Here is a 20041-nt window from a genome sequence, read left to right as displayed (position 1 = left end):
ATCGGCAGGCGCATGGCCGATCCGCGGATCATCGACATCGAACTGGACGAACGCACCATCCTGTGGCGGTCGGCGGATATCGAGCAGGAACGCCGGATCGCGATCTTTGACCTGATCGAGGGCAATCACTTCGCGCCGCAGCGCCAGCACCCGGACGGCTATGCCGGTCCGTACCGCGTGCGCCTGTCGGTGGAGGAAGGGCGGCTGGCGATCGAGATCAAGCGCGAGGACGGCACTCCGCTGGAGGTGCTGGTGCTGGGCCTCGGCCGCTTCCGCCGCCCGATCCGCGACTATTTCGCGATCTGCGACAGCTACTTCCAGGCGATCCGCCAGTCGACGCCGCAACAGATCGAAACGGTCGACATGGCACGGCGCGGCATCCACAACGATGCCGCGACGCTGCTGATGGAGCGGCTGGACGGCAAGATCGAGATCGACTTCGACACCGCGCGGCGGCTGTTCACGCTGATCTGCGTGCTGCACATCAAGGCTTAGACGGGTACATCATTCATGTGGGGTCTGGGACGGTTCGTGCTGATCGTCGCTGCGCTGGCGCTCTCCGGCGTCGCGGCATGGCGGGTGGCGATGCGCTGGCATCCCTCGACCGAAACCTATCCGGTGCAGGGCGTCGACGTGTCCGAACGCACCGGCGCGATCGACTGGCCGGTGCTGAAGGGCGCCGGCGCCGATTTCGGCTATGCGGTGGCGACGACAGGCGCGGGCCAGCGCGACCATGCGTTCCTGACCCATTGGGATGCGATGGCGGCGGCCGGCGTGCGGCGCGGCGCGATCCACGTCTTCTCCTTCTGCCAGCCCGCGCGGGCGCAGGCGGATGCGTTCAACACGCTGGTCCCGCGCGATCCCACCGCGCTGCCCGCCGCGATCGACTTTTCCTATGATGACGGCTGCGCCGACCGCCCCGAGCGCGCCGCGTTGATCGCCGACGTGGCGGAAATGATCCGCCGCATCGAATCGCACACCGGCAAGCCTGTGCTGCTTAAGGTAACGCGCGCGGTGGAGGGCGATTATCGCCTGACCGAGGCGTTCCGCCGCAGCCTGTGGGCGGAGGGCAATTTCCTGAAGCCCGGCTATGGCGCGCGCGGCTGGCGGATGTGGCGCGCCAGCGACGTGCGGCGTATCGACGGGGCCGAAGGACCGGTGAACTGGGACGTGGCGGTGGCGCAATGACCGATGACAACGAAGCGACGCGGCTGATCGCGATGGCCCGTACGGCCGCGGCGAATGCCCACGCGCCCTATTCGCGCTTCGCGGTGGGGGCCGCGGTGCTGCTGACCGATGGCAGCGTGGTGACCGGCGCCAATGTCGAAAACGCCAGCTACGGCCTGTCGCTATGCGCCGAAACCGTCGCGATCGCCACCGTGGCGGCGCAAGGGCGGCTGCGCGAGGTGGTGGCGGTGGGCGTCATCGGCGGCGCGATGGACGCGGACGGCCGTGCCACCGGCAGCGATCCGGTGCGCCCGTGCGGCCGCTGCCGGCAAGTGCTGAACGAGGCGGCACAACTGAGCGGCAACGACCTGCGCGTCCATTGCGCGGGTGCGCAGGGCGATCGAATCGCCAGCTATCGCCTGTCCGACCTGTTGCCCGATGCCTTCGGGCCGGCGGACCTGGGCATCGCCTGAGCGGTACGAACGCGGGGAGCGGCGAACGATCGCGGTTCGGCGGACGGTGCGCCGTGGCCCTCCACGACGCGCCGAACCGCTCCCCTCACGCCGCGGCGTGTGCCAGCCGGTCGACCATCCCCGCCAGCCGGCGGTCGATGATCTCCTCGGCCTCCGCGACGATGCGGTCGACCAGTTCCTTGACCGTCGGCACGTCGTGGATCAGTCCCTGCACCATGCCCGCGGACCAGATGCCGTCGTCGGTGTCGCCCCGCTCCATCGCGGCCACGCCGCGCTTGCCCGCGACCAGATGCTGGACGTCCTCGAACTTCGCGCCGCCGGCGCGTTCGATCGCGACGACTTCCTCCGACACCTTGTTCTTCATCACACGGGCGGTGTTGTGCAGCGTGCGGAAGATCAAATCGGTCTGGCGTTCGTCGTTGGCGACCATCCGCTGCTTGAAGCTATCGGGGATCTGCGCTTCCTGCGTCACGCAGAAGCGCGTGCCCATGTTCACACCGTCGGCGCCCAGCGCCAGAGCGGCGACCAGCCCGCGCCCGTCGGCAAACCCGCCCGACGCCAGCATCGGCACCGTCACCTTGTCGGCGGCGGCGGGGATCAGGATCAGGCCGGGGATGTCATCCTCGCCCGGATGGCCGGCACATTCGAAGCCGTCGATGCTGATCGCATCCGCGCCCATCCGCTCCGCCGACAGCGCGTGGCGCACCGCGGTGCATTTGTGGATCACCTTGATCCCGTGCGCCTTGAAATCGTCGATATGCTCCTGCGGCTTGTAGCCTGCGGTCTCGACGATCTTGACGCCGCCCTCGATGATCGCGCGGCGATATTCGGCATAGGGCGGCGGGTTGATCGTCGGCAGGATCGTCAGGTTCACGCCGAACGGCTTGTCGGTCAGGTCGCGGGTGCGGCGGATCTCGTTCGCCAGCTCCTCCGGAGTCGGCTGGGTCAGCGCGGTGATGAAACCCAGCGCACCGGCATTGGCAACCGCGGCCACCAGCTGCGCCTTGCCGACCCACTGCATACCGCCCTGTGCGATCGGATATTCCACACCAAACGCCTCGGTGAACCGCGTCTTCAGCATCGTCCCTCTCCCGCAAATCGTACGTAACATCTGTTATGCTGGCATCGCCCGCGACCGCAAGTCCCTTTACGACAGCGCCTGCCAGCCGGTGCGCGGGCGAATCTGCGGTTCGACGCGATAGTCGACGTCGTTCCAGTCCAGCGAGTCGAACTCGGCCCGACGCGGTCCCATGTAGCCGAACAGGAACGCGGCCACCTTGCGCATCTGGATCTCCTCCGCGCCCTCAGTGATGCGATAGCGGCGGTGGTGGCGATAGATGTGTTCGAACGGCTTGTGCCGGGAATAACCGATCCCGCCGTGCACCTGCATCGCGCGATCGGCCGCCTCGCACGCCAGCCGGTTCGCCCAGTAATTGCACATGCTGACCTTGTCGGACAGGTGCCGTTCCACCTCCTTGTGCTGCATCTGGTCCATCTGCCACGCGGTCTTGCGGATCAGCAGCCGCAGCATCTCCGCCTGCGTCGCCAGTTCCACCAGCGGGAACTGGATCGCCTGGTTGCGCGACAGGTCCTCGCCGAACGGCTGGCGCTGGCGGGCGTAGCGGACCGCTTCCTCGATGCAGTAAACGGCCGCGCCCAGGCTGCCGGCGGCCTGGCGGATGCGGTTTTCGTGGACGAAGCTCTGCGCCAGCGGCAGGCCGTTGTCCGGTTCACCGAAGATCGCGCTGTCGGGCACCCATACGTCGGTGAAGCTGACGCGCGGGTGATCGGTGGGCATGTTGAACGTCCACAGATATTCCTCCACCTGCACCCCCGGCGCATCGGCGGGCACCAGGAAACAGGTGATCCCGCGCGCCGCGCCGTCCTCCCCGCTGGTACGGGCGAACAGCGCGCAATGCGTGGCGACATGCATCCCGGTCGTCCACATCTTCTCGCCGTTGAGCAGCCATCCGCTGCGCCCGTCACGCTCGGCGCGGACGCCGCGCGTCTCCATGTGCGTCGCGTCCGAGCCGTGGCGCGGTTCGGTCAGGCCGAAGGTGATTCGCTTCGTGCCGTCCAGCATGCCCGACAGAAATTCCTCCTTCTGTTCCGGCGTGCCGAAGTCGTCGAACATCTTGGCGAACGGGTTGTTGGCGACGATCGAATGTTCGTTCTGCAGATCGTTGTGCAGCCCCAGCCCCTTGGCAGCCAGATATTCGCGGATCACGCACATCCAAAGGTTGGACCCGCCCTTGCCGCCGAACTTGGGATCCATCGCGAAGCGCAGATGCCCCGCCCGGTCCGCGCGCGTCCGCGCCTCGCGCAGCAGCGCTTCCCAGTCGTGGTTCGGCAGCCCGCCGCGCTCGAAATCGGTGCGCGCATATTCGCGGCGGTGATCGAAGAAGCGGACATTGTCGTCGGCTTCCTCCAGCGGGCGGATCTCGGCCTCGATGAACCGGTCAAGCTCGGCCAGATAGTCCTTCAGCTCCGGCGGCAACGCGAAATCCATGGCCCTCTCCGATTTAAGTCGATTCTTTTAACTTGCGTAGCGCGTGCCGCGCCGTTTTACATCCCCCGATGACGGAGAGGCTCGACGAAGCGACGGTCGCGGCGCGGCTGGCGGCACTGGCACCGCGGCTGGTGGCCGACGCGACCGGAGTCCAATCGCTGCGACGGCTGACCGGCGGCGCCAGCATGGCGACCTTCGCATTCGACGTGGCGGTTCGTGGCGGCGCGCCGGTGCCGCTGATCCTGCGCACGCGCGCGGTCGCCCCGGATGACGATTCGCCCCCGCTGGCGCGCGAGGCGCAGGTCATCGCCGCCGCGGTGGCCGGCGGCGTTCCGGCGCCCGAAGTGCTGCACGTCTGCTGCCCCGACGACGGGCTGGGCGAAGGCTATGTGATGCGCCGCCTCACCGGGGAGACGCTGGGCAAGCGGATCGCGACCGACCCTGCCTTCGCCCCCGCCCGCGCGATCCTGGCGGGGCAGTGCGGCGCGGCCTTGGCGCGGATCCACGCCACGCCGCCGCCGCCCGGCCTCGACACGATCGACGCCGCCGAGACGCTCGCCCGCTACGAACGAATCTGGCGGCAGAGCGGCGCGGTGCGCCCCGCGATCGAGGCGGCGTTCCGCTGGCTGGAGGCGCGGCTGCCGCACACGCAGGTGGCGCCGCGCCTGGTCCATGGTGATTTCCGCAACGGTAACCTGATGGTCGATCCCGATCGCGGGCTGGTCGCGGTGCTCGACTGGGAACTGGCGCATGTCGGCGATCCGGCGGAGGATATCGGCTGGATCTGCTGCAACAGCTGGCGTTTCGCGCAAGCCGGGGCGCGCGTCGGCGGGTTCGGCGACCTGGACGATCTGCTCGCCGGCTATGTCGCGGCGGGCGGCGATCCGATCGACCCGGCACGCATCGACCTGTGGCAGATGATGGCCAGCCTGAAATGGGGGGTGATGACGATGCAGATGCACCGCAGCTTCGCCGAGGATCCCGCCGCGGGGCCGGAACGCGGCGTGATCGGCCGCCGCCTGTCGGAGGCGGAGGCGGATATCGTCGCGCTGCTGCACCGCGGGTCGCCGCGATGCTGACGCATCCGACCGCACAGGCGCTGGTGGAGGGGGTGGCCGCATGGCTGCCACTCGACGGCAGCGCCAGCCCGTTCGCGCTGCGTGTCGCGCGCAACGCCCTCGACATCGCTGCGCGCGACATGGCGCTGGGTCCGGCAGCGGACGAACGCGCGGCCCGCCGCATCGCCGCAATCCTGGGACGGGACGACGGCCCGCGCGACGAGCTGGACCGCGCGCTGGTCACCGCGATCCGCGCGGGCACGATCGCGCCCGACGATCCGCAGTTGGTCGCGCATCTCGCCGCCAGCGCGCTCGACCATCTGGCGATCGACCAGCCGCGATATCTGCACGAACTCGACCCGAACTTAACGAAACGATAACGTCGTCGGCGGATAAGATCGGGGCATGGCGACGCCCCCCGACCGTGCCCCGCGAAGCAGCGTGTTCCTCTACGCCCGGATCGAGGCGGAACCGGAGCCGCTCGACTGCCGCGTGCGCAACATCTCCGAACAAGGGGCGTGCATCGACAATGCCGCCGACCTGTCGGACGGCGAGCATCTGCGCCTGTCGATCGGCGCGGTCCGCCATATCGAGGCCGATGTTGCCTGGTCAAAGGAGGAGCGTGCGGGGCTGCACTTCACCCGGTCGATCGACGTAGCGGCGGCGCGCCTGCCGCGCGCCAAGGCGACGACCGCCCCGGCCGCAACCCGCCTCACCCCGCCCGCGCAGCGCCAGCCGGAACCACCCCCCGCCGGCACCGCGCAGGAAATCCATGCCGGCTGGATGGAGCATATCCGCAATCCCTATCGCCGGAGGTGACGACATAACTTTTGTTGTGCCGCCCGCCGCTTCGTTCTATTCCACGGGCAAGAACGACACAGCGGAGAGACAGGCGTGGCCAACGGACCCTTGCACGGCATTCGGATCGTTGAATTTGCGGGCATCGGCCCGGGGCCGTTCGCGGGCATGATGCTGGCCGATCATGGCGCCGAGGTGATCCGCATCGACCGGGGCAAGCCGGGGCTGAGCTTTTCGACCGATGCGAAGGATCCGTTGCTGCGCAACCGCCGCTCGATCGCGCTCGACCTGAAGGATCCGGCATCGGTCGCGGCGGTGCGCCGCATCGTGAAGGACGCCGATGCGATCATCGAAGGGTTCCGCCCCGGCGTGATGGAACGGTTGGGGCTGGGGCCGGACGTGCTGCTGGGCGACAATCCGCGGCTGGTATACGGCCGCATGACCGGCTGGGGCCAGACCGGGCCGATGGCGCCGCAGCCGGGCCACGACATCAACTATATCGCGATCTCGGGCGTGCTCCACGCGCTGGGCCGCGCGGGCGAGAAGCCGACGCCGCCGATCAACCTGGCGGGCGATTTCGGCGGCGGGGCGATGTTCCTGGCGTTCGGGATGCTTGCGGCGCTGCTCCACGCGCAGCGCACCGGCGAGGGGCAGGTAGTCGATGCCGCGATGACCGACGGCTCGGCGGTGCTGATGACGATGATGTGGGGGTTCCGAGCGATGGGGCGCTGGTCCGACCAGCGCGGCACCAACCTGCTCGATACCGCGGCGCATTTCTACGACACCTACGAAACCGCCGATGGCCGCCATGTCTCGCTGGGCGCGATCGAGCCGCAATTCTACGCCAGGTTGCGCACCGTCATGGGGCTGACCGATCCGCGCTGGGATGCGCAGATGGACCCGCGGCAATGGCCCGCGCTGAAGGAGGAACTGACCCGCCTGTTCCTGACGAAGACACGCCGCGAATGGGTCGCCGCCTTTGAGGGCCACGAGGTGTGCTTCGCCCCCGTCCTCGGCTTCGACGAGGCGCTGGCGGATCCGCACAATCGGGCGCGCGGCACGTTCGTTACCGTCGACGGGGTGGATCAGCCCGCGCCCGCGCCGCGCTACTCGGTCAGCGGCACCGCCGCGCCGCGGATGCCCGGCGCGCGGGACGATGCGGCTGTCCTCGCCGACCTGGGCTTCTCCGCGGAGGAGGTGGCGGCGCTGGGTCACTGACCCTGCGCGCGCCGCCCTACTCGGTGGCGCGGATCAGCCGACCGCCACCGCCGACTTGCGCGCGAACACGCCGTAGCCGGCGATCACCGCATAGCAGGCCGCCGGCAGCACCAGCGCCAGTTGCAGGCTGTGGGTCGCGTCGGCCAGCGCGCCGGTCATGTACGGCACCACTGCACCGCCGACGATCGCGGTGGCGATCACGCCCGAACCCTCGGCCGCGCGCTTGCCCAGCCCCTCGCTCGCCAGGCTGAAGATGGTGGGGAACATGATCGCGTTCATCAGCCCGATCGCCAGCAGCGACCAGCCCGATACGAAGCCGGCGGTATTGGCGGAAATAGCAATCAGCACGATCGCGCCGACCGCCACCGTCGCCAGCACCTTGCCCGGCGATACCTTGGTCAGCACCCACGCGCCGACGAACCGCCCGAGCAGCGCGCCGCCCCAGTAGAAGGGCACGTGATCGCCCGCCGCCTTGTCGGCCAGCCCCATCACGCTCGGCTGCATCAGATAGTTGACGATCAGCGAGCCGATCGAAACCTCGGCACCGACGTACAGGAAAATGCACAGCACGCCGACCGCGAAGCGCGGACGCGCCAGCAGCGTGAACGCACGCAGGATCGACCCTTCGTGGTCCTGTTCCTCCTGCAGGCGGTTGCGGCGCGTCCACACCACGGCGGCGATCACCAGCAGCGCGACGGCCAGGCCCAAATACGTGTGGACGATCGTGCGCGAGCTTTCGGCACGATAGGCGTCGAGCGCCGCACCCGTCAGCGTCGCGGCGCTGACATTGGCCAGCCCGCCCAAGATCAGCGCGGACCCGGCGAGCGGGAACAGCGTGGTGCCCAGCGAATTGAACGCCTGTGCGAAGGTCAGCCGGCTCGACGCGGTCTGCGGCTTGCCCAGCAGCGAGATCAGCGGGTTGGCCACCACCTGGACGATGGTGATGCCCGCGCCGAGCACGAACAGCGCGAACAGGAACATGCCGAACGCGGCATTGGCCGACGCCGGGATGAACAACAGGCACCCCGCGGTCATCGTCACCAGCCCGATCGAGGCGGTGCGCATATAGCCGAATCGGCGCACGATCGCGGCGGCCGGCAGCGAGAACAGCGCATAGGCGAGGAAGAAGGCGGTCTGCACCAGCATCGCCGTCGCATGGTCGAGCGTGAACAGCTCCTTCAGCTTCGGGATGATGATGTCGTTGAGCGAGGTGATCCCGCCGAAGATGAAGAACAGCGCGAAAACGAAGACGCGCAGGTCCGGCGCGTCATAGCCGTGCTGGGCGTCCCCCGCGGCCGCCGCATTGGTGGTGTTGACGTGCATCAGCCGCATCCTCCCTCTTTCTCGCGCTCAGGCGAACGCGGCGCCCTAGCGCGCCGCCGCGCATCGCGAAAGTGTGCAACGTTCACAAATCGTCTATGCCGGCCGCGATGACCCGGCTGACCGTCAATAATGAGGCGATCCAATACCGCCTGCCGCCCGACACCCCGCTGCTGTGGGCGCTGCGCGATGCGTCGAACCTGACCGGAACGAAATACGGCTGCGGCAGCGGTTCGTGCGGGGCCTGCACCGTCGATATCGACGGGCGCGCGGTGCGCTCCTGCCAGGTCACGCTCGGCGAAATCGAGGGGGCGTTCGTCACCACGATCGAGGGGCTGTCGCGTGAGCGCGCGCACCCGGTCCAGCTTGCGCTGATCGCGGAGGGGGTGCCGCAATGCGGCTATTGCATCCCCGGCATCGTGATGGCCGCCGCCGCACTGCTCAAGCGCGATCCGTCGCCATCGGAGGATGCGGTCGCCGCGGCGATCACCAACATCTGCCGCTGCGGCATCTACCCGCGGCTGACCGGAGCGATCCAGCGCGCCGGCCGCGCGATCCGCGGCGAGGAGACAATCCCCGCCCCGCCCCGCCCCGGCATCGAACCGGCAGAGGCGGCGCGGATCGTCCCCGCGCTGGACGGCCGATCGCGGCGCTGACCCGAGTCACCGGACCGGCACGCGCTCCGATCCGGTGTTCGAGGCACGCTACGCCATCGCCATCAGGCTGGCGTTGCCGCCTGCCGCGGTCGTATTGATCGAGGTCGATACCTCCTCCACCAGCCATTCGGCGCGATAGCCCGCCGACGCCGCCTGCGGCAGGACGATCGGCCCCGGCAGCTCGGCCAGCGCGCGCAGCGCCGCCCGGACCGCCGCGTCGTCGCCCTCGATCAGCGCACCCGCGAACGGCCCTTCACCGCGCCAGTCGTGCGCCCAGCGGATGCGATGCGCGACCGTGACGGGCAGATCGCCGAACCCGTCGCGCACCTGCGCGGCGGTCGCGACGACCGCGTCATTCCCCGCCGCCAGCGTCGCGGCCAGCTGGTCGATCAGCCCGTCCCGCGTCTGCGCCGACAACAGGATGCACCCGCGCGGGTGCAGCGCGTATAGGTTGCGCTCGCCCACCGGCCCGGCCAGTTCGGTCGTCCCGCCCAGCAGCGAATGGCGGATCGCCTCACGTACCCGCTCCGCACCCGCGGCATCGCCCGCCTCCTCCAGCCAGCGCGCCAGATCGCGCGCGGCAGGATCGGCCGCGTCCGACGCGAGCGCCGGCGGCAACGGCGCCCCCGTCACCAGCCGGCCGAGGTACAACGGCCCGCCCGCCTTCGGCCCGGTGCCCGACAGCCCGCGCCCGCCGAACGGCTGGACGCCCACTACCGCGCCGATGACGTTGCGGTTGATGTAGAGGTTGCCCGCCTTCACCCGGCTGGTCACCTGCGCGACCGTTTCGTCCAGCCGCGTATGCAGGCCGAAGGTCAGGCCGTAGCCGGTGGCATTGATCCGGTCGATCAACCGGTCCAGCCCCGCGCGGCGGAAGCGGACGACGTGCAGCACCGGGCCGAACACCTCGCGCTCCAGATCCGCGAGGTCCGCGATTTCGACGATCGTCGGCGCCACAAACGTGCCATGCGCAGTGTCGCCGGCGGGCACGATCCGCTCGACCGCACAGCCGCGCGCGCGCATCCGCTCGACATGCGCCTCGATCGTGTCGCGCGCCTCGGCGGTGATGACCGGGCCGATATCCACCGACAGGCGGTCGGTGCGCCCGATCGACAGTTCGCGCAGCGCGCCCTTCACCATCGCCAGCGTGCGGTCGGCGATATCCTCTTGCAGACACAGCACGCGCAGCGCCGAACACCGCTGCCCCGCACTGTCGAACGCGGAGGCGATGACGTCCGCCACCACCTGTTCGGCCAGCGCCGACGAATCGACGATCATCGCATTCTGCCCGCCGGTTTCCGCGATGAACGGGATCGGCGCGCCATCGGGCAGCAGGCGCCCGGCCAGTTCGCGCTGGATCAGCCGCGCGACTTCGGTCGATCCGGTGAACATCACCGCCATCGTCTCCGGCGCGGCGACCAGCGCGGCGCCGATCGCGCCGTCACCCGGCAGCAGCTGGAGCACGTCGGCGGGCACCCCCGCCTCGTGCAGGATAGCGACGCCCTGCGCAGCGATCAGCGGGGTCTCCTCGGCCGGCTTGGCCAGCACCGGATTGCCCGCGACCAGCGCGGCAGCGACCTGCCCGGTGAAGATCGCCAGCGGGAAGTTCCACGGGCTGATGCAGGTGACCGGCCCGATCGGCCGCTGCCCGGCGCCCAGCGTGCCCCGCCCCTGCGCCGCATAATAACGCAGGAAGTCGACCGCCTCGCGCACTTCCGCGATTGCATTGGGCAGCGATTTGCCCGCCTCGCGCACGATCAGGCCCAGCAGCTGCGGCATCCGCGCCTGCATGAAATCGGCCGCGCGATCGAGGCAGGTGGCACGCTCTGCCACCGGCACCTGTGCCCAGCGCGCCGCGGCCGCCGCCGCCCGCGCCGTCGCCTGCCGCACCTGCTCCGGCGTGACCTCATACACCGTACCCACCCGGTCGCGATGGTCCGCGGGGTTCAGCACCGGCCGCGCCGCGCCCGCCGCGCCCGCGCGCCAGTCGGCGTGCGCACCGTGCCGCATCGCCTCGCCCAACGTGGCCAGCACGCTTTCGTCGCTGAGGTCGAGGCCATCGGAGTTGCGCCGCGCATCGTACAGTTCGCGCGGCAACGCGATCTGCGGATGCTTCTGCCCCGGCTGCGCCATCGCGCGCACCGTGGCGACGGGATCGGCGATCAGGTCGCCGATCGCCACCTCGGGATCGGCGATACGGTTCACGAACGACGAATTGGCGCCGTTTTCCAGCAGGCGACGGACCAGATAGGCCAGCAGCGTCTCATGCGTGCCGACCGGGGCGTAGATGCGGCACGGGCGGCCCAGCCGGTCGGGCCCGACGACCTCGTCGTAGAGCGGCTCGCCCATGCCGTGCAGACACTGGAATTCGTAGCGGGTGGTCGAAAACGGTTCGCCCGCCATGTGGTGGATCGTCGCCAGCGTCTGCGCATTGTGCGTCGCGAATTGCGGGAACACCGCATCCTCCGCCGCCAGCAGCCGCCGCGCGCAGGCGATGTACGCAACATCGGTATGCACCTTGCGGGTATAGACGGGAAAGTCGGGCAGCCCGTCGACCTGCGCGCGCTTGATCTCGGCATCCCAATAGGCGCCCTTGACCAGCCGCACCATGATCCGCCGCCCCGCCCGTCGCGCCAGATCGACGATCCAATCGATGACGAACGGGCACCTCTTTCCATAGGCCTGCACCACGAAGCCCAGCCCCGCCCAGCCCTTCAGCTCGGGGTCGAGCGCCAGGCTTTCGAGCAGGTCGAGCGACAGTTCCAGCCGGTCAGCCTCCTCCGCATCGATGTTCAAGCCGATGTCGTACTGCCGCGCCAGCAGCGCCAGCGCCTTCACCCGCGGCAGCAGCTCCGCCATCACCCGCTCCGCCTGCGCGCGGGAATAGCGCGGGTGCAGCGCCGACAGCTTGATCGAAATCCCCGGCCCTTCGTAGACGCCGCGCCCCGCCGATGCCGCGCCGATCGCATGGACCGCCGCCTCGTAATCGCGGTAATAGCGATCGGCATCCGCGGCGGTGGTCGCCGCCTCCCCCAACATGTCGTAGCTGTAGCGGAAACCACGCGCCTCCAGCGGGCGGGCGCGGCGCAGCGCCTCGGCGATCGTCTCGCCGGTGACGAACTGTTCGCCCATCATCCGCATCGCCATGTCCACCCCGCGGCGGATCACCGGCTCGCCCGCGCGCGCGATCAGGCGCGTCAGCGCCGCCGACAGCCCGCTATCATTGACGCTGCCGGTCAGCTTGCCGGTCACCACCAGCCCCCAACTGGCCGCATTGACGAACAGCGACCGCCCGTCGCCGACGTGCGATCGCCAGTCCCCGCCCGCGATCTTGTCGCGGATCAGCGCATCGCGCGTCGCGGTGTCGGGAATGCGCAGCAGCGCCTCGGCCAGGCACATCAGCGCAACGCCCTCCTGGCTGGACAGCGCATATTCCTGCACCAGCCCCTCGACGCCATTGCCCTTGTGCTTGTTGCGCAGTGCGGTGACCAAAGCGGTGGCGGTGCGCGCCGCCGCCTCGCGCACCGCATCGGGCAGCGTCGCCTCATCCAGCAGCGGCGCCATCGCCTCCGCCTCAGGACGGCGGTATGCGGCGGTGATCGCGACGCGCAAGCCGGTCGGCTGGCGGACGGGCGGCGCGAAGGCGGCGAACAGGGGCGTGGCGTCGGTCATGCCGATCCCCTATCAGAAAGCGGCACGGCGATCAGACCATAACACGCCCGTCGTCGCGCTGATCAACCTTCAATCACGCGGGATTGCAGTACATATGGCCGCCAGGACCGATCCTCTCGACCCGTTCGACCTGCGCATCGTCGCGGCGTTGCGCGCCGACGGTCGCCTCTCCGTTGCCGATCTCGCGCGGCAGGTGGGGCTGTCGAAGACGCCGTGTCAGGTTCGGCTCAAGCGGTTGATCGCGGATGGTTATATCCTGGGGTTCCGCGCAGTGATCGACCCTGCACGGCTGGGACTGGACCATGTCGCCTTCGCCGAAGTGAAGCTGTCCGACACGCGCGAGGCCGCGCTCGAGGATTTCCGCCGCGCGGTGCTGAAGATACCCGAAGTGGAGGAATGCCACATGATCGCCAGCAGCTTCGATTATCTGCTGAAGGTTCGCACCGCCGACATCCGCCGCTATCGCGAGGTGTTGGGCGAACGCATTTCCGCCTTGCCCCATGTCGCACACACGTCCACCTTCGTGGCAATGGAGGCGATCCGCGAAGCCGTGGTGTGAAGCATCGTGAAAGATGTCACCGCGTCATGGTATCCACACAAAAACAGATCACCCAATACGTCGATCACTTCTCCTCGGCATCCTTTTATCCAAGCACGTCACATCACTTTCGCGTCATCAAAATGAAAAACAGATGATGTTCGCGGGTCTTCGCCTGTCATCGAACCGTCATCACGCTGCCCCCGAATCGACCTAGCGCGCCCTTGTCGGCCCGATGGCCGTAAGGGGAATGAATCAACATGCTGTTTTCCGCACGCACCCGCTGGTGTCTGCTTTCGGGTATCGCCGCGCTGACCATCCCGGCCATGGCACAGGCCGCGCCCGCCGCCGCCGCCGCTGCCGCTGCCGAACCGGCCCCGACCGCCGAGGCGCCCGCCGCCGATCCGGCGCAGGGGCTTGGCGATATCGTCGTCACCGCGACGCGCCGCGAAACCAATCTGCAGCGCACGCCGATCGCCATCTCGGTGGTCGATCCGACCGTCATCAAGGACCGCCACGTCCAGAGCCTGATCGACCTGGCCGACGGCACCGTCCCGTCGCTGCGCGTCGCCACGTTCGAGGCGCGCCAGTCGGCGCTGACCATCGGCATTCGCGGCATCGTGCCGTTCGACCAGAACCAGACCGCGCGCGACACCGGCGTCGGTGTTTATATCGACGGCGTGTACCTCGGCCGCTCGCAGGGGCTGAACGCCGCGCTGTTCGACGTCGCCCGGCTCGAGGTGCTGCGCGGGCCGCAGGGGACGCTGTTCGGCCGCAACACCGAAGGCGGCGCGCTCAGCATCGTCACCAAGGGACCGTCGGGCGAATTCGGCGGTCGCGCGGTCGCCGGCGTGGGCAATTACGGCAGCTATAACGGCGAACTGCACCTAGACCTGCCGGAGGTCCACAACGTCGCGGTCAAGCTGGACGGCGTTGTCCAGCATCAGGATCCGACCACCCGCAACCCGCTGAGCGGGCAGGCCGGCTGGAACCAGTATCAGCGCGTCGGCGGCCGAATCACCGCCTTGTGGAAACCGGTCGACGGCGTCTCCGCCGAAATCTCCTACGATCAGGCGAAGGACGAGAACACGCCCTTCTACAGCCAACTCGTCACCTACAATCCCAACGGCTACAACGTCGGTGCGTACAATGCCGCCAACGTGCTCACCTTCAACGGCGCGGCCTGCAACGTGAAGGTCAGCGGCGTCACCACCAACCCGTGCATCGCGCCGCTGTCGCCGCTGGTGACGGTCAGCGGCGGCAACCGCATGTCCGACGCCGACATCGGCGTGCCGCAGCAGGTCAGCGTCGACCGGACGCACGGCACCGCCGCGACGCTGAAGTACGATGTCGCCCCGCACCTCCAGCTGCGCTCGATCACCGCATGGCGCGGCGTGACCACCGACCAGTGGGACAATTCGGGCGGCGCGCACCGCTCGATCTTCGCGCCGAACACCAATTTCAGCCGCTACAGCCTGTCGTATCTGCGCCAGACACAGTTCAGCCAGGAATTCCAGGCGGTCGGCAGCGCGGCACAGCTCGATTACGCGGTCGGTCTCTATTATTTCACCGAGCGTGCACGTGAATTCGCGGCGACGCCCACCACCAACAAGTGGAACGCGACCGGCACCGGCTTCACGATCAACGATGCGCAGACGTGGAACATGGCCAACTGGCTGCGCCAGCGTGACAGCAACGCCGTCGCGCACAGCTATGCCGCGTTCGGGCAGGCGACGTATTCGCCGCTCGACGTCGTCCACATCACGCTTGGCGGCCGCTATACCAAGGACAAGCGCCGCGGCGCGCTGACGATGATTTCCGGCGTCGCGACGCCGTACACCTTCACCTATGACAACAGCCGCTTCGATCCGATGGCGACGGTGGCGTTCGATGCCGCGCCGAACGTCAATCTCTACGCCAAATACGCCACCGGCTACCGCGCCGGCGGCGCCAATGCGCGGTCGAGCGACTTCGGCGCCTTCGGTCCGGAAGCGGTGAAGTCGTACGAAGTCGGCGCCAAGATGGACCTGCTCGACCGGCACGTCCGCCTGAACCTGGCGGGCTATATCATGGACCGCACGGGGACGCAGATCGACTTCGACTTCGTCGATACCAATCCGTTCCTGGCGGACGGGCGTACCGCGAACCCGAACTATACCAAGCATACCGAGAACACGCGCAACGCCCCGGGCACCTCGAAAATCCGCGGGCTGGAGGCCGACCTGACCGTCAAGGCGGCCGAGGGGCTGACGCTGGGCGCGTCCTACGCCTACACCTATACCAAGGTGCCAGCGACGCCGAACACGCTGCTGCCGGGCAGCCCGCTGACGCAGGTGTTCGTCGTGTTCACGCCGCGCAACGCCGGCTCCGCCTTCGCCGATTACGAAGTGCCGGTCGGCAGCGGCGACATGCGGCTGCGCTTCCACCTGGACGGCAATTACGCCGACCCGGTCTACAGCTTCCAGAACGAGACGACGCGCACCGACAAGAGCTTCGTCATGAACGGCCGCATCGCGCTGGCGGACATTCCGATGAACGACAACGGCCAGCGGCTGACCGTGTCGCTGTGGAGCCGCAACCTGCTGAACGAAAGCTACATCTACCGTCGTTCGGCCGCCAATTCGGTGCCGACCGTCAACAACGACGGGTCGCTGAACTACGGCGGGGTGCTCGGCGACTACGCCAATTTCAACCCGCCGCGCACCTTCGGCGTCGAAGGCACGCTGAACTTCTAGGCGATCACGAAGGGGCCCGGTCCGGCGGCGGACCGGGCCCCTTTTGCACGTCAGGACGCCGGCAGGTCCAGCGTCGCGATCAGCCCCGGCGCACCATCCGCGAGCGTGAGCGTGCCGCGATGCAGCCGCGCGACCGCATCGATCAGCGGCAGGCCCAGGCCATGGCCCGGCTGGTGCCGGCTGGCATCGAGCCGCCCGAACCGCCGCAGCGCCGCCGCGCGATCGGCCGGTGCGATCCCCGGACCGTCATCGCGTACCGACAGGATCGCGCGCGTGCCGGCTCGCGCGGCGCCGATCCACACCGTCGTTCCCGGCGGGGTATGGTTCAGCGCATTCTCCACCAGATTGAACGCCGCCTGGCTCAACAGCTGCCCGTCGCCGCGCAGGGGCACCTCGCCCCCGCCCTCCACGATTAGCCGCCGGTCGCCCTCGGTCGCGATCGGCACCATCGCCTCCGCGACCTCAGTGACGATCGCGGACAGGTCGACGGCGGCGAAGGCGGCGCGGCGGCGCTCGCCTTCCACCTCGGCGATGCGCAGGATCGCGGCGAACATCGCCATCAACTCATCGCATTGCGCCAATGCCTCATCCAGCTCGTCGGCGATCTCTGCCGAACTCGCCTGCCCGGCCAGCCGGGTCAACCGCGCGTGCAGCCGCGCCAGCGGGGTGCGCAGGTCGTGCGCGATATCGCTGCTGACATTGCGCACGCTTTCCAGCAGCGCCGCGATCCGGTCCAGCATCCGGTTGAACGCCACCGCCTGCGCCGCGAACACGCCGCCGCGCGGGTCGACGGGGACGCGGCGCGCCATGTCGCCATCGATGATCGCCTCGGCGGTGGCGCGCACCTCCGCGATGCGGCGGCGGACCAGCAGCCCGAACGCCCCCGTTCCGACCATCACGATCAACACCATCGCGCCGAAGCCAATCAGGTAGATGCGCAGCCGCGCCGCATCCAGCCCGTCGATCGGCTCGGTCTCCGCGATCGTCACCAGCCGCAACCCACCGCCTGCGTCGCGCACCAGCGCGCGCCCCGCGGTCAGCCCGGCGATCCCGTCGCCTTCGCGCAGGTCGAAGGTGCCGATCGGCAGCGCGCGCCCGACGATCACGTTCCCGCCCAGCCGTCGCCCGCGCGCGTCGCGCAGCTCGAAACCAATGTCGCCGCTGTCGCGCCGCCGGGCGAAGGCGTCGATCCCCTGAAGGATCGTCGCCGCATCGCCCGGCCGCGCCTCGCTCAGCAGGACGCGGCTGACGGCCTCGACCCGCTCGTCGACCAGCCGGACGATCGCACCGCTTGTCGCGGTATAGGTGGTATAGCCGGTCGCGACCGTCGCCGCGCCGAACGCGCCCAGGAACACGGCGGTCAGCGCGCGCAGCGACGCCATCGCGCGCGCCTCAGCCGCGCAGCATGTAACCGATGCCGCGCTTCGTCACGATCGGGTCGTCGGCGCCGTCCGCGGTCAGCTTGCGGCGCAGCATCCGCACCTGCGCATCGACGATGTTGGTGGCCGGTTCGAAATCATAGCCCCACACCCGCTCGAGCAGCATCGCGCGCGTCAGGAAACTGCCGGCGTGCCGCGCCAGCTCGGTCAGCAGCTTGAACTCCAGCTTGGCCAGGTCCAGCGGACGACCGTCGCGCCACGCGCGGAACTGGCCGGGGCTGATCGTGATATCGCCCGCGCGCAGCGTCTCGGCACCGTCGTCGGTCCATGCGCGCGCGCGCACCAGCGCCTTGATCCGCGCGTCCAGCTCCGCCGCCGGCGTGGGCTTCACCACGTAATCGTCCGCGCCGGATTCCAGCCCGTCGATCTTCTGGTCCGACTGGCCCAGCGCGGACAGCATCAGCACCGGCAGGCGATGGCCGTTGTCGCGCAGCCGCCGCACCACCGATGCACCGTCCAGATGCGGCAGCATACGGTCCAGGATCACCGCGTCGAACCGGTCGCGCTCCACCTCCACCAGCGCGGCGGGGCCGGTCGGCGCCACCACGACGCGATGGTCGAGCGCGGTCAGCTCCGACCGTAGCGTATCGGCGTAATCGGCATCATCCTCGACAAGCAACAGGTCCATCGCGCATCACTCCACCGTGACACTTTTCGCCAGGTTGCGCGGCTGATCGACGTCGGTGCCCTTGGCGACCGCGACGTGATAAGCCAGCAGCTGCACCGGCACCGCATAGACGATCGGCGCGATCAGCGGGTGCACCTTGGGCATGGTGATCGTCGCGATACAGCCGTCACCGGCCGCGACCACGCCGTCATAATCGCTGATCAGGACGACCTTGCCGCCGCGCGCCTGCACTTCCTGCATGTTGCTGACGGTCTTGTCGAACAGCGGGCCGGACGGGGCGATCACCACGACGGGCACGCTTTCGTCGATCAGCGCGATCGGGCCGTGCTTCATCTCGCCGGCGGCATAGCCTTCGGCATGGATATAGCTGATTTCCTTCAGCTTCAGCGCGCCTTCCAGCGCCAGCGGATAATCGGTGCCGCGCCCCAGGTACAATACATCGCGCGCACCGGCGATCGTGCCCGCCATCGCCTCGATCGATTCGTCATAGGCCAGCGCGCCGTTGATCGCGGCGGGCGCCTCGGCCAGGTGGCGGACGATCTGGCGCTCCTCCGCTTCGCTCAGCCGCCCCTTGGCCTTGGCAAGATTGGCGGCCAGCGCCGCCAGCACCGCCAGCTGGCAGGTGAACGCCTTGGTGGAAGCGACGCCGATCTCCGGCCCGGCGTGGGTCGGCAGCAGCAGGTCGGCCTCGCGCGCCATCGTGCTGGTCGGCACGTTGACGACGACCGCAATCGTCTGCTTTTCGGACTTGGCATGGCGCAGCGCGGCCAGCGTGTCGGCGGTCTCGCCCGACTGGCTGATGAACAGCGCCAGGCCGCCCTCCTCCATCACCGGCGCGCGATACCGGAACTCGCTGGCGACATCCAGGTCGACGGGGACGCGTGCGAACTGCTCGAACCAGTATTTGGCGACCATCCCGGCGTAGAAGCTGGTGCCGCACGCGACGATCGTCACGCGGCGGATGCCCGACAGGTCGAAATCCGGGATCGGCAGCGCCACCTGCCCGTCGAAGCGATGGAGATAGCCGCGCAGCGTCTGGGCGACCACGATCGGCTGTTCGTAGATCTCCTTCTGCATGAAGTGGCGGTGGTTGCCCTTGTCGATCAGCGCGCCGGTCACGCCGGAGATGGTTACGGGCCGCTCGACCGGCTGGTTGTCGCGATCGTACACCTGCGCGCCGTCGCGGGTGCACACCACCCAGTCGCCCTCTTCCAGATAGGCGATCCGCTGCGTCAGCGGCGCCAGCGCGAGCGCGTCGGAGCCGAGATATGTTTCGTCATCGCCGTACCCGACCACCAGCGGCGAGCCGAGCCGCGCGCCGATCAAAAGGTCGGGGTGGCTGCGGAACAGGATCGCCAGCGCGAACGCACCGTGCAACCGCGGCAGCACCTCGCGCACCGCATCTTCGGGCGACAGGCCGGCCTCGACCTTCTCGCTCACCAGATGCGCGACCACCTCGGTATCGGTTTCGCTCGTGAAGGTGCGGCCGCGCGCCTGCAATTCCTCGCGCAGCGCCTTGAAATTCTCGATGATGCCGTTGTGCACTACCGCCACCTCGCCGGTGGCATGGGGGTGGGCATTGTTGGTGGTCGGGCCGCCATGCGTCGCCCAGCGCGTGTGCGCGATCCCGGTCGTGCCGGGCAGCGGATGTGCGGTCAGTTCCTTGGCCAGGTTGACCAGCTTGCCCGATGCGCGCCGCCGCTCGATCGCGCCGTCCACCACGGTGGCGATGCCGGCGGAATCGTATCCGCGATATTCCAGCCGCTTCAGCCCGTCGAGCAAGCGGTCGGCCACGTCGTCCGTGCCCAGGATGCCTACGATGCCGCACAT

17 protein-coding genes are annotated in these 20041 nt (G+C 68.9%); 10 read left to right on the top strand and 7 right to left on the bottom strand.

Annotated elements, in window-relative coordinates; translation table 11 throughout:
* Positions 1 to 12: 12 nt before the first annotated feature.
* The 3 genes from COA17_RS14255 to COA17_RS14245 are packed head-to-tail and all read left to right on the top strand — an operon-like array spanning position 13 to position 1640.
* On the top strand, positions 13 to 495 hold the full coding sequence (locus tag COA17_RS14255) for a UPF0262 family protein (protein WP_096613345.1): 483 nt from the start codon (positions 13 to 15) through the stop codon (positions 493 to 495).
* 15 nt (positions 496 to 510) lie between these two features.
* Positions 511 to 1188, top strand: coding sequence for a glycoside hydrolase family 25 protein (locus tag COA17_RS14250; RefSeq protein WP_096613343.1), 678 nt, complete (start codon positions 511 to 513; stop codon positions 1186 to 1188).
* Positions 1185 to 1640: a cytidine deaminase gene (locus COA17_RS14245; protein WP_096613341.1), complete on the top strand. Its 456-nt coding sequence runs from the start codon at positions 1185 to 1187 to the stop codon at positions 1638 to 1640. The genes COA17_RS14250 and COA17_RS14245 overlap by 4 nt, the downstream gene beginning before the upstream one ends.
* An 85-nt stretch (positions 1641 to 1725) precedes the next feature.
* Here COA17_RS14245 and COA17_RS14240 read toward each other — a convergent pair whose 3' ends face one another.
* Entirely contained in the window at positions 1726 to 2721 is a 996-nt protein-coding gene (locus COA17_RS14240) for an NAD(P)H-dependent flavin oxidoreductase (protein WP_096613339.1), read from the bottom strand.
* A 66-nt stretch (positions 2722 to 2787) separates the two neighbouring features.
* Positions 2788 to 4149 (bottom strand): acyl-CoA dehydrogenase family protein, encoded by a 1362-nt coding sequence (locus tag COA17_RS14235; protein WP_096613337.1) that lies wholly within the window; start codon positions 4147 to 4149, stop codon positions 2788 to 2790.
* A 68-nt stretch (positions 4150 to 4217) separates the two neighbouring features.
* Here COA17_RS14235 and COA17_RS14230 point away from each other — a divergent pair, with 68 nt between their 5' ends.
* The 4 genes from COA17_RS14230 to COA17_RS14215 all read left to right on the top strand — a co-directional run bounded on the left by COA17_RS14230 (position 4218) and on the right by COA17_RS14215 (position 7223).
* Entirely contained in the window at positions 4218 to 5228 is a 1011-nt protein-coding gene (locus COA17_RS14230) for a phosphotransferase family protein (protein ID WP_096613335.1), read from the top strand.
* A complete protein-coding gene (locus COA17_RS14225) occupies positions 5222 to 5587 on the top strand; it encodes a DUF6285 domain-containing protein (RefSeq protein ID WP_096613333.1) in 366 nt (121 codons plus the stop codon). Before COA17_RS14230 ends, COA17_RS14225 begins: the two co-directional genes overlap by 7 nt.
* Positions 5588 to 5612: 25 nt before the next feature.
* Positions 5613 to 6026 carry a PilZ domain-containing protein gene (locus tag COA17_RS14220; protein WP_096613331.1) on the top strand — a complete coding sequence of 138 codons (414 nt, stop codon included), beginning with the start codon at positions 5613 to 5615 and terminating at the stop codon, positions 6024 to 6026.
* 75 nt (positions 6027 to 6101) lie between these two features.
* Positions 6102 to 7223 carry a CaiB/BaiF CoA transferase family protein gene (locus COA17_RS14215; protein ID WP_096613329.1) on the top strand — a complete coding sequence of 374 codons (1122 nt, stop codon included), beginning with the start codon at positions 6102 to 6104 and terminating at the stop codon, positions 7221 to 7223.
* Between the two features lie 33 nt (positions 7224 to 7256).
* On the opposite strand, the gene COA17_RS14210 is transcribed toward COA17_RS14215, so the two are convergent.
* The gene (locus tag COA17_RS14210) at positions 7257 to 8546 is read right to left on the bottom strand and encodes a sugar MFS transporter (RefSeq protein ID WP_176484928.1); all 1290 of its coding nucleotides are present in this window, start codon (positions 8544 to 8546) and stop codon (positions 7257 to 7259) included.
* A gap of 107 nt (positions 8547 to 8653) precedes the next feature.
* Here COA17_RS14210 and COA17_RS14205 point away from each other — a divergent pair, with 107 nt between their 5' ends.
* Positions 8654 to 9199 carry a (2Fe-2S)-binding protein gene (locus COA17_RS14205; protein WP_066491863.1) on the top strand — a complete coding sequence of 182 codons (546 nt, stop codon included), beginning with the start codon at positions 8654 to 8656 and terminating at the stop codon, positions 9197 to 9199.
* Positions 9200 to 9247: 48 nt separating this feature from the next.
* Here COA17_RS14205 and putA read toward each other — a convergent pair whose 3' ends face one another.
* Positions 9248 to 12871, bottom strand: a complete 3624-nt coding sequence (gene putA / locus COA17_RS14200) for a trifunctional transcriptional regulator/proline dehydrogenase/L-glutamate gamma-semialdehyde dehydrogenase (protein WP_096613325.1) — start codon at positions 12869 to 12871, stop codon at positions 9248 to 9250.
* Between the two features lie 94 nt (positions 12872 to 12965).
* Between putA and COA17_RS14195 the strand changes: the two genes are divergently transcribed.
* Together COA17_RS14195 and COA17_RS14190 are read left to right on the top strand one after the other, a co-directional pair.
* Positions 12966 to 13430, top strand: coding sequence for an Lrp/AsnC family transcriptional regulator (locus COA17_RS14195; RefSeq protein WP_066490938.1), 465 nt, complete (start codon positions 12966 to 12968; stop codon positions 13428 to 13430).
* 239 nt (positions 13431 to 13669) lie between these two features.
* A complete protein-coding gene (locus COA17_RS14190; protein ID WP_096613323.1) occupies positions 13670 to 16144 on the top strand; it encodes a TonB-dependent receptor in 2475 nt (824 codons plus the stop codon).
* A 50-nt stretch (positions 16145 to 16194) separates the two neighbouring features.
* Here COA17_RS14190 and COA17_RS14185 read toward each other — a convergent pair whose 3' ends face one another.
* Genes COA17_RS14185 through glmS form a run of 3 tightly spaced genes read right to left on the bottom strand, consistent with a single transcriptional unit; the run spans position 16195 to position 20041 of the window.
* A complete protein-coding gene (locus COA17_RS14185; RefSeq protein WP_096613321.1) occupies positions 16195 to 17526 on the bottom strand; it encodes a HAMP domain-containing sensor histidine kinase in 1332 nt (443 codons plus the stop codon).
* Between the two features lie 10 nt (positions 17527 to 17536).
* Positions 17537 to 18211 (bottom strand): response regulator transcription factor, encoded by a 675-nt coding sequence (locus tag COA17_RS14180; RefSeq protein ID WP_066487234.1) that lies wholly within the window; start codon positions 18209 to 18211, stop codon positions 17537 to 17539.
* A gap of 6 nt (positions 18212 to 18217) precedes the next feature.
* Positions 18218 to 20041, bottom strand: a complete 1824-nt coding sequence (gene glmS / locus COA17_RS14175) for a glutamine--fructose-6-phosphate transaminase (isomerizing) (protein ID WP_096613319.1) — start codon at positions 20039 to 20041, stop codon at positions 18218 to 18220.

Source organism: Sphingomonas ginsenosidimutans (genome assembly GCF_002374835.1).
In the GTDB taxonomy this organism is placed as follows: Bacteria; Pseudomonadota; Alphaproteobacteria; order Sphingomonadales; family Sphingomonadaceae; genus Sphingomonas; species Sphingomonas ginsenosidimutans.
Note: the sequence above shows the minus strand (reverse complement) of the source record. Positions and strands in the feature narration are given on the sequence as shown.

What these genes read in the sequence shown, in the direction of transcription:
- COA17_RS14255 (WP_096613345.1), top strand. Translation starts at nt 13, where the DNA reads ATGGCCGATCCGCGGATCATCGACATCGAACTGGACGAACGCACCATC.
- COA17_RS14250 (WP_096613343.1), top strand. Translation starts at nt 511, where the DNA reads ATGTGGGGTCTGGGACGGTTCGTGCTGATCGTCGCTGCGCTGGCGCTC.
- COA17_RS14245 (WP_096613341.1), top strand. Translation starts at nt 1,185, where the DNA reads ATGACCGATGACAACGAAGCGACGCGGCTGATCGCGATGGCCCGTACG.
- COA17_RS14240 (WP_096613339.1), bottom strand. Translation starts at nt 2,721, where the DNA reads ATGCTGAAGACGCGGTTCACCGAGGCGTTTGGTGTGGAATATCCGATC.
- COA17_RS14235 (WP_096613337.1), bottom strand. Translation starts at nt 4,149, where the DNA reads ATGGATTTCGCGTTGCCGCCGGAGCTGAAGGACTATCTGGCCGAGCTT.
- COA17_RS14230 (WP_096613335.1), top strand. Translation starts at nt 4,218, where the DNA reads ATGACGGAGAGGCTCGACGAAGCGACGGTCGCGGCGCGGCTGGCGGCA.
- COA17_RS14225 (WP_096613333.1), top strand. Translation starts at nt 5,222, where the DNA reads ATGCTGACGCATCCGACCGCACAGGCGCTGGTGGAGGGGGTGGCCGCA.
- COA17_RS14220 (WP_096613331.1), top strand. Translation starts at nt 5,613, where the DNA reads ATGGCGACGCCCCCCGACCGTGCCCCGCGAAGCAGCGTGTTCCTCTAC.
- COA17_RS14210 (WP_176484928.1), bottom strand. Translation starts at nt 8,546, where the DNA reads ATGCACGTCAACACCACCAATGCGGCGGCCGCGGGGGACGCCCAGCAC.
- COA17_RS14205 (WP_066491863.1), top strand. Translation starts at nt 8,654, where the DNA reads ATGACCCGGCTGACCGTCAATAATGAGGCGATCCAATACCGCCTGCCG.
- putA (WP_096613325.1), bottom strand. Translation starts at nt 12,871, where the DNA reads ATGACCGACGCCACGCCCCTGTTCGCCGCCTTCGCGCCGCCCGTCCGC.
- COA17_RS14195 (WP_066490938.1), top strand. Translation starts at nt 12,966, where the DNA reads ATGGCCGCCAGGACCGATCCTCTCGACCCGTTCGACCTGCGCATCGTC.
- COA17_RS14190 (WP_096613323.1), top strand. Translation starts at nt 13,670, where the DNA reads ATGCTGTTTTCCGCACGCACCCGCTGGTGTCTGCTTTCGGGTATCGCC.
- COA17_RS14185 (WP_096613321.1), bottom strand. Translation starts at nt 17,526, where the DNA reads ATGGCGTCGCTGCGCGCGCTGACCGCCGTGTTCCTGGGCGCGTTCGGC.
- COA17_RS14180 (WP_066487234.1), bottom strand. Translation starts at nt 18,211, where the DNA reads ATGGACCTGTTGCTTGTCGAGGATGATGCCGATTACGCCGATACGCTA.
- glmS (WP_096613319.1), bottom strand. Translation starts at nt 20,041, where the DNA reads ATGTGCGGCATCGTAGGCATCCTGGGCACGGACGACGTGGCCGACCGC.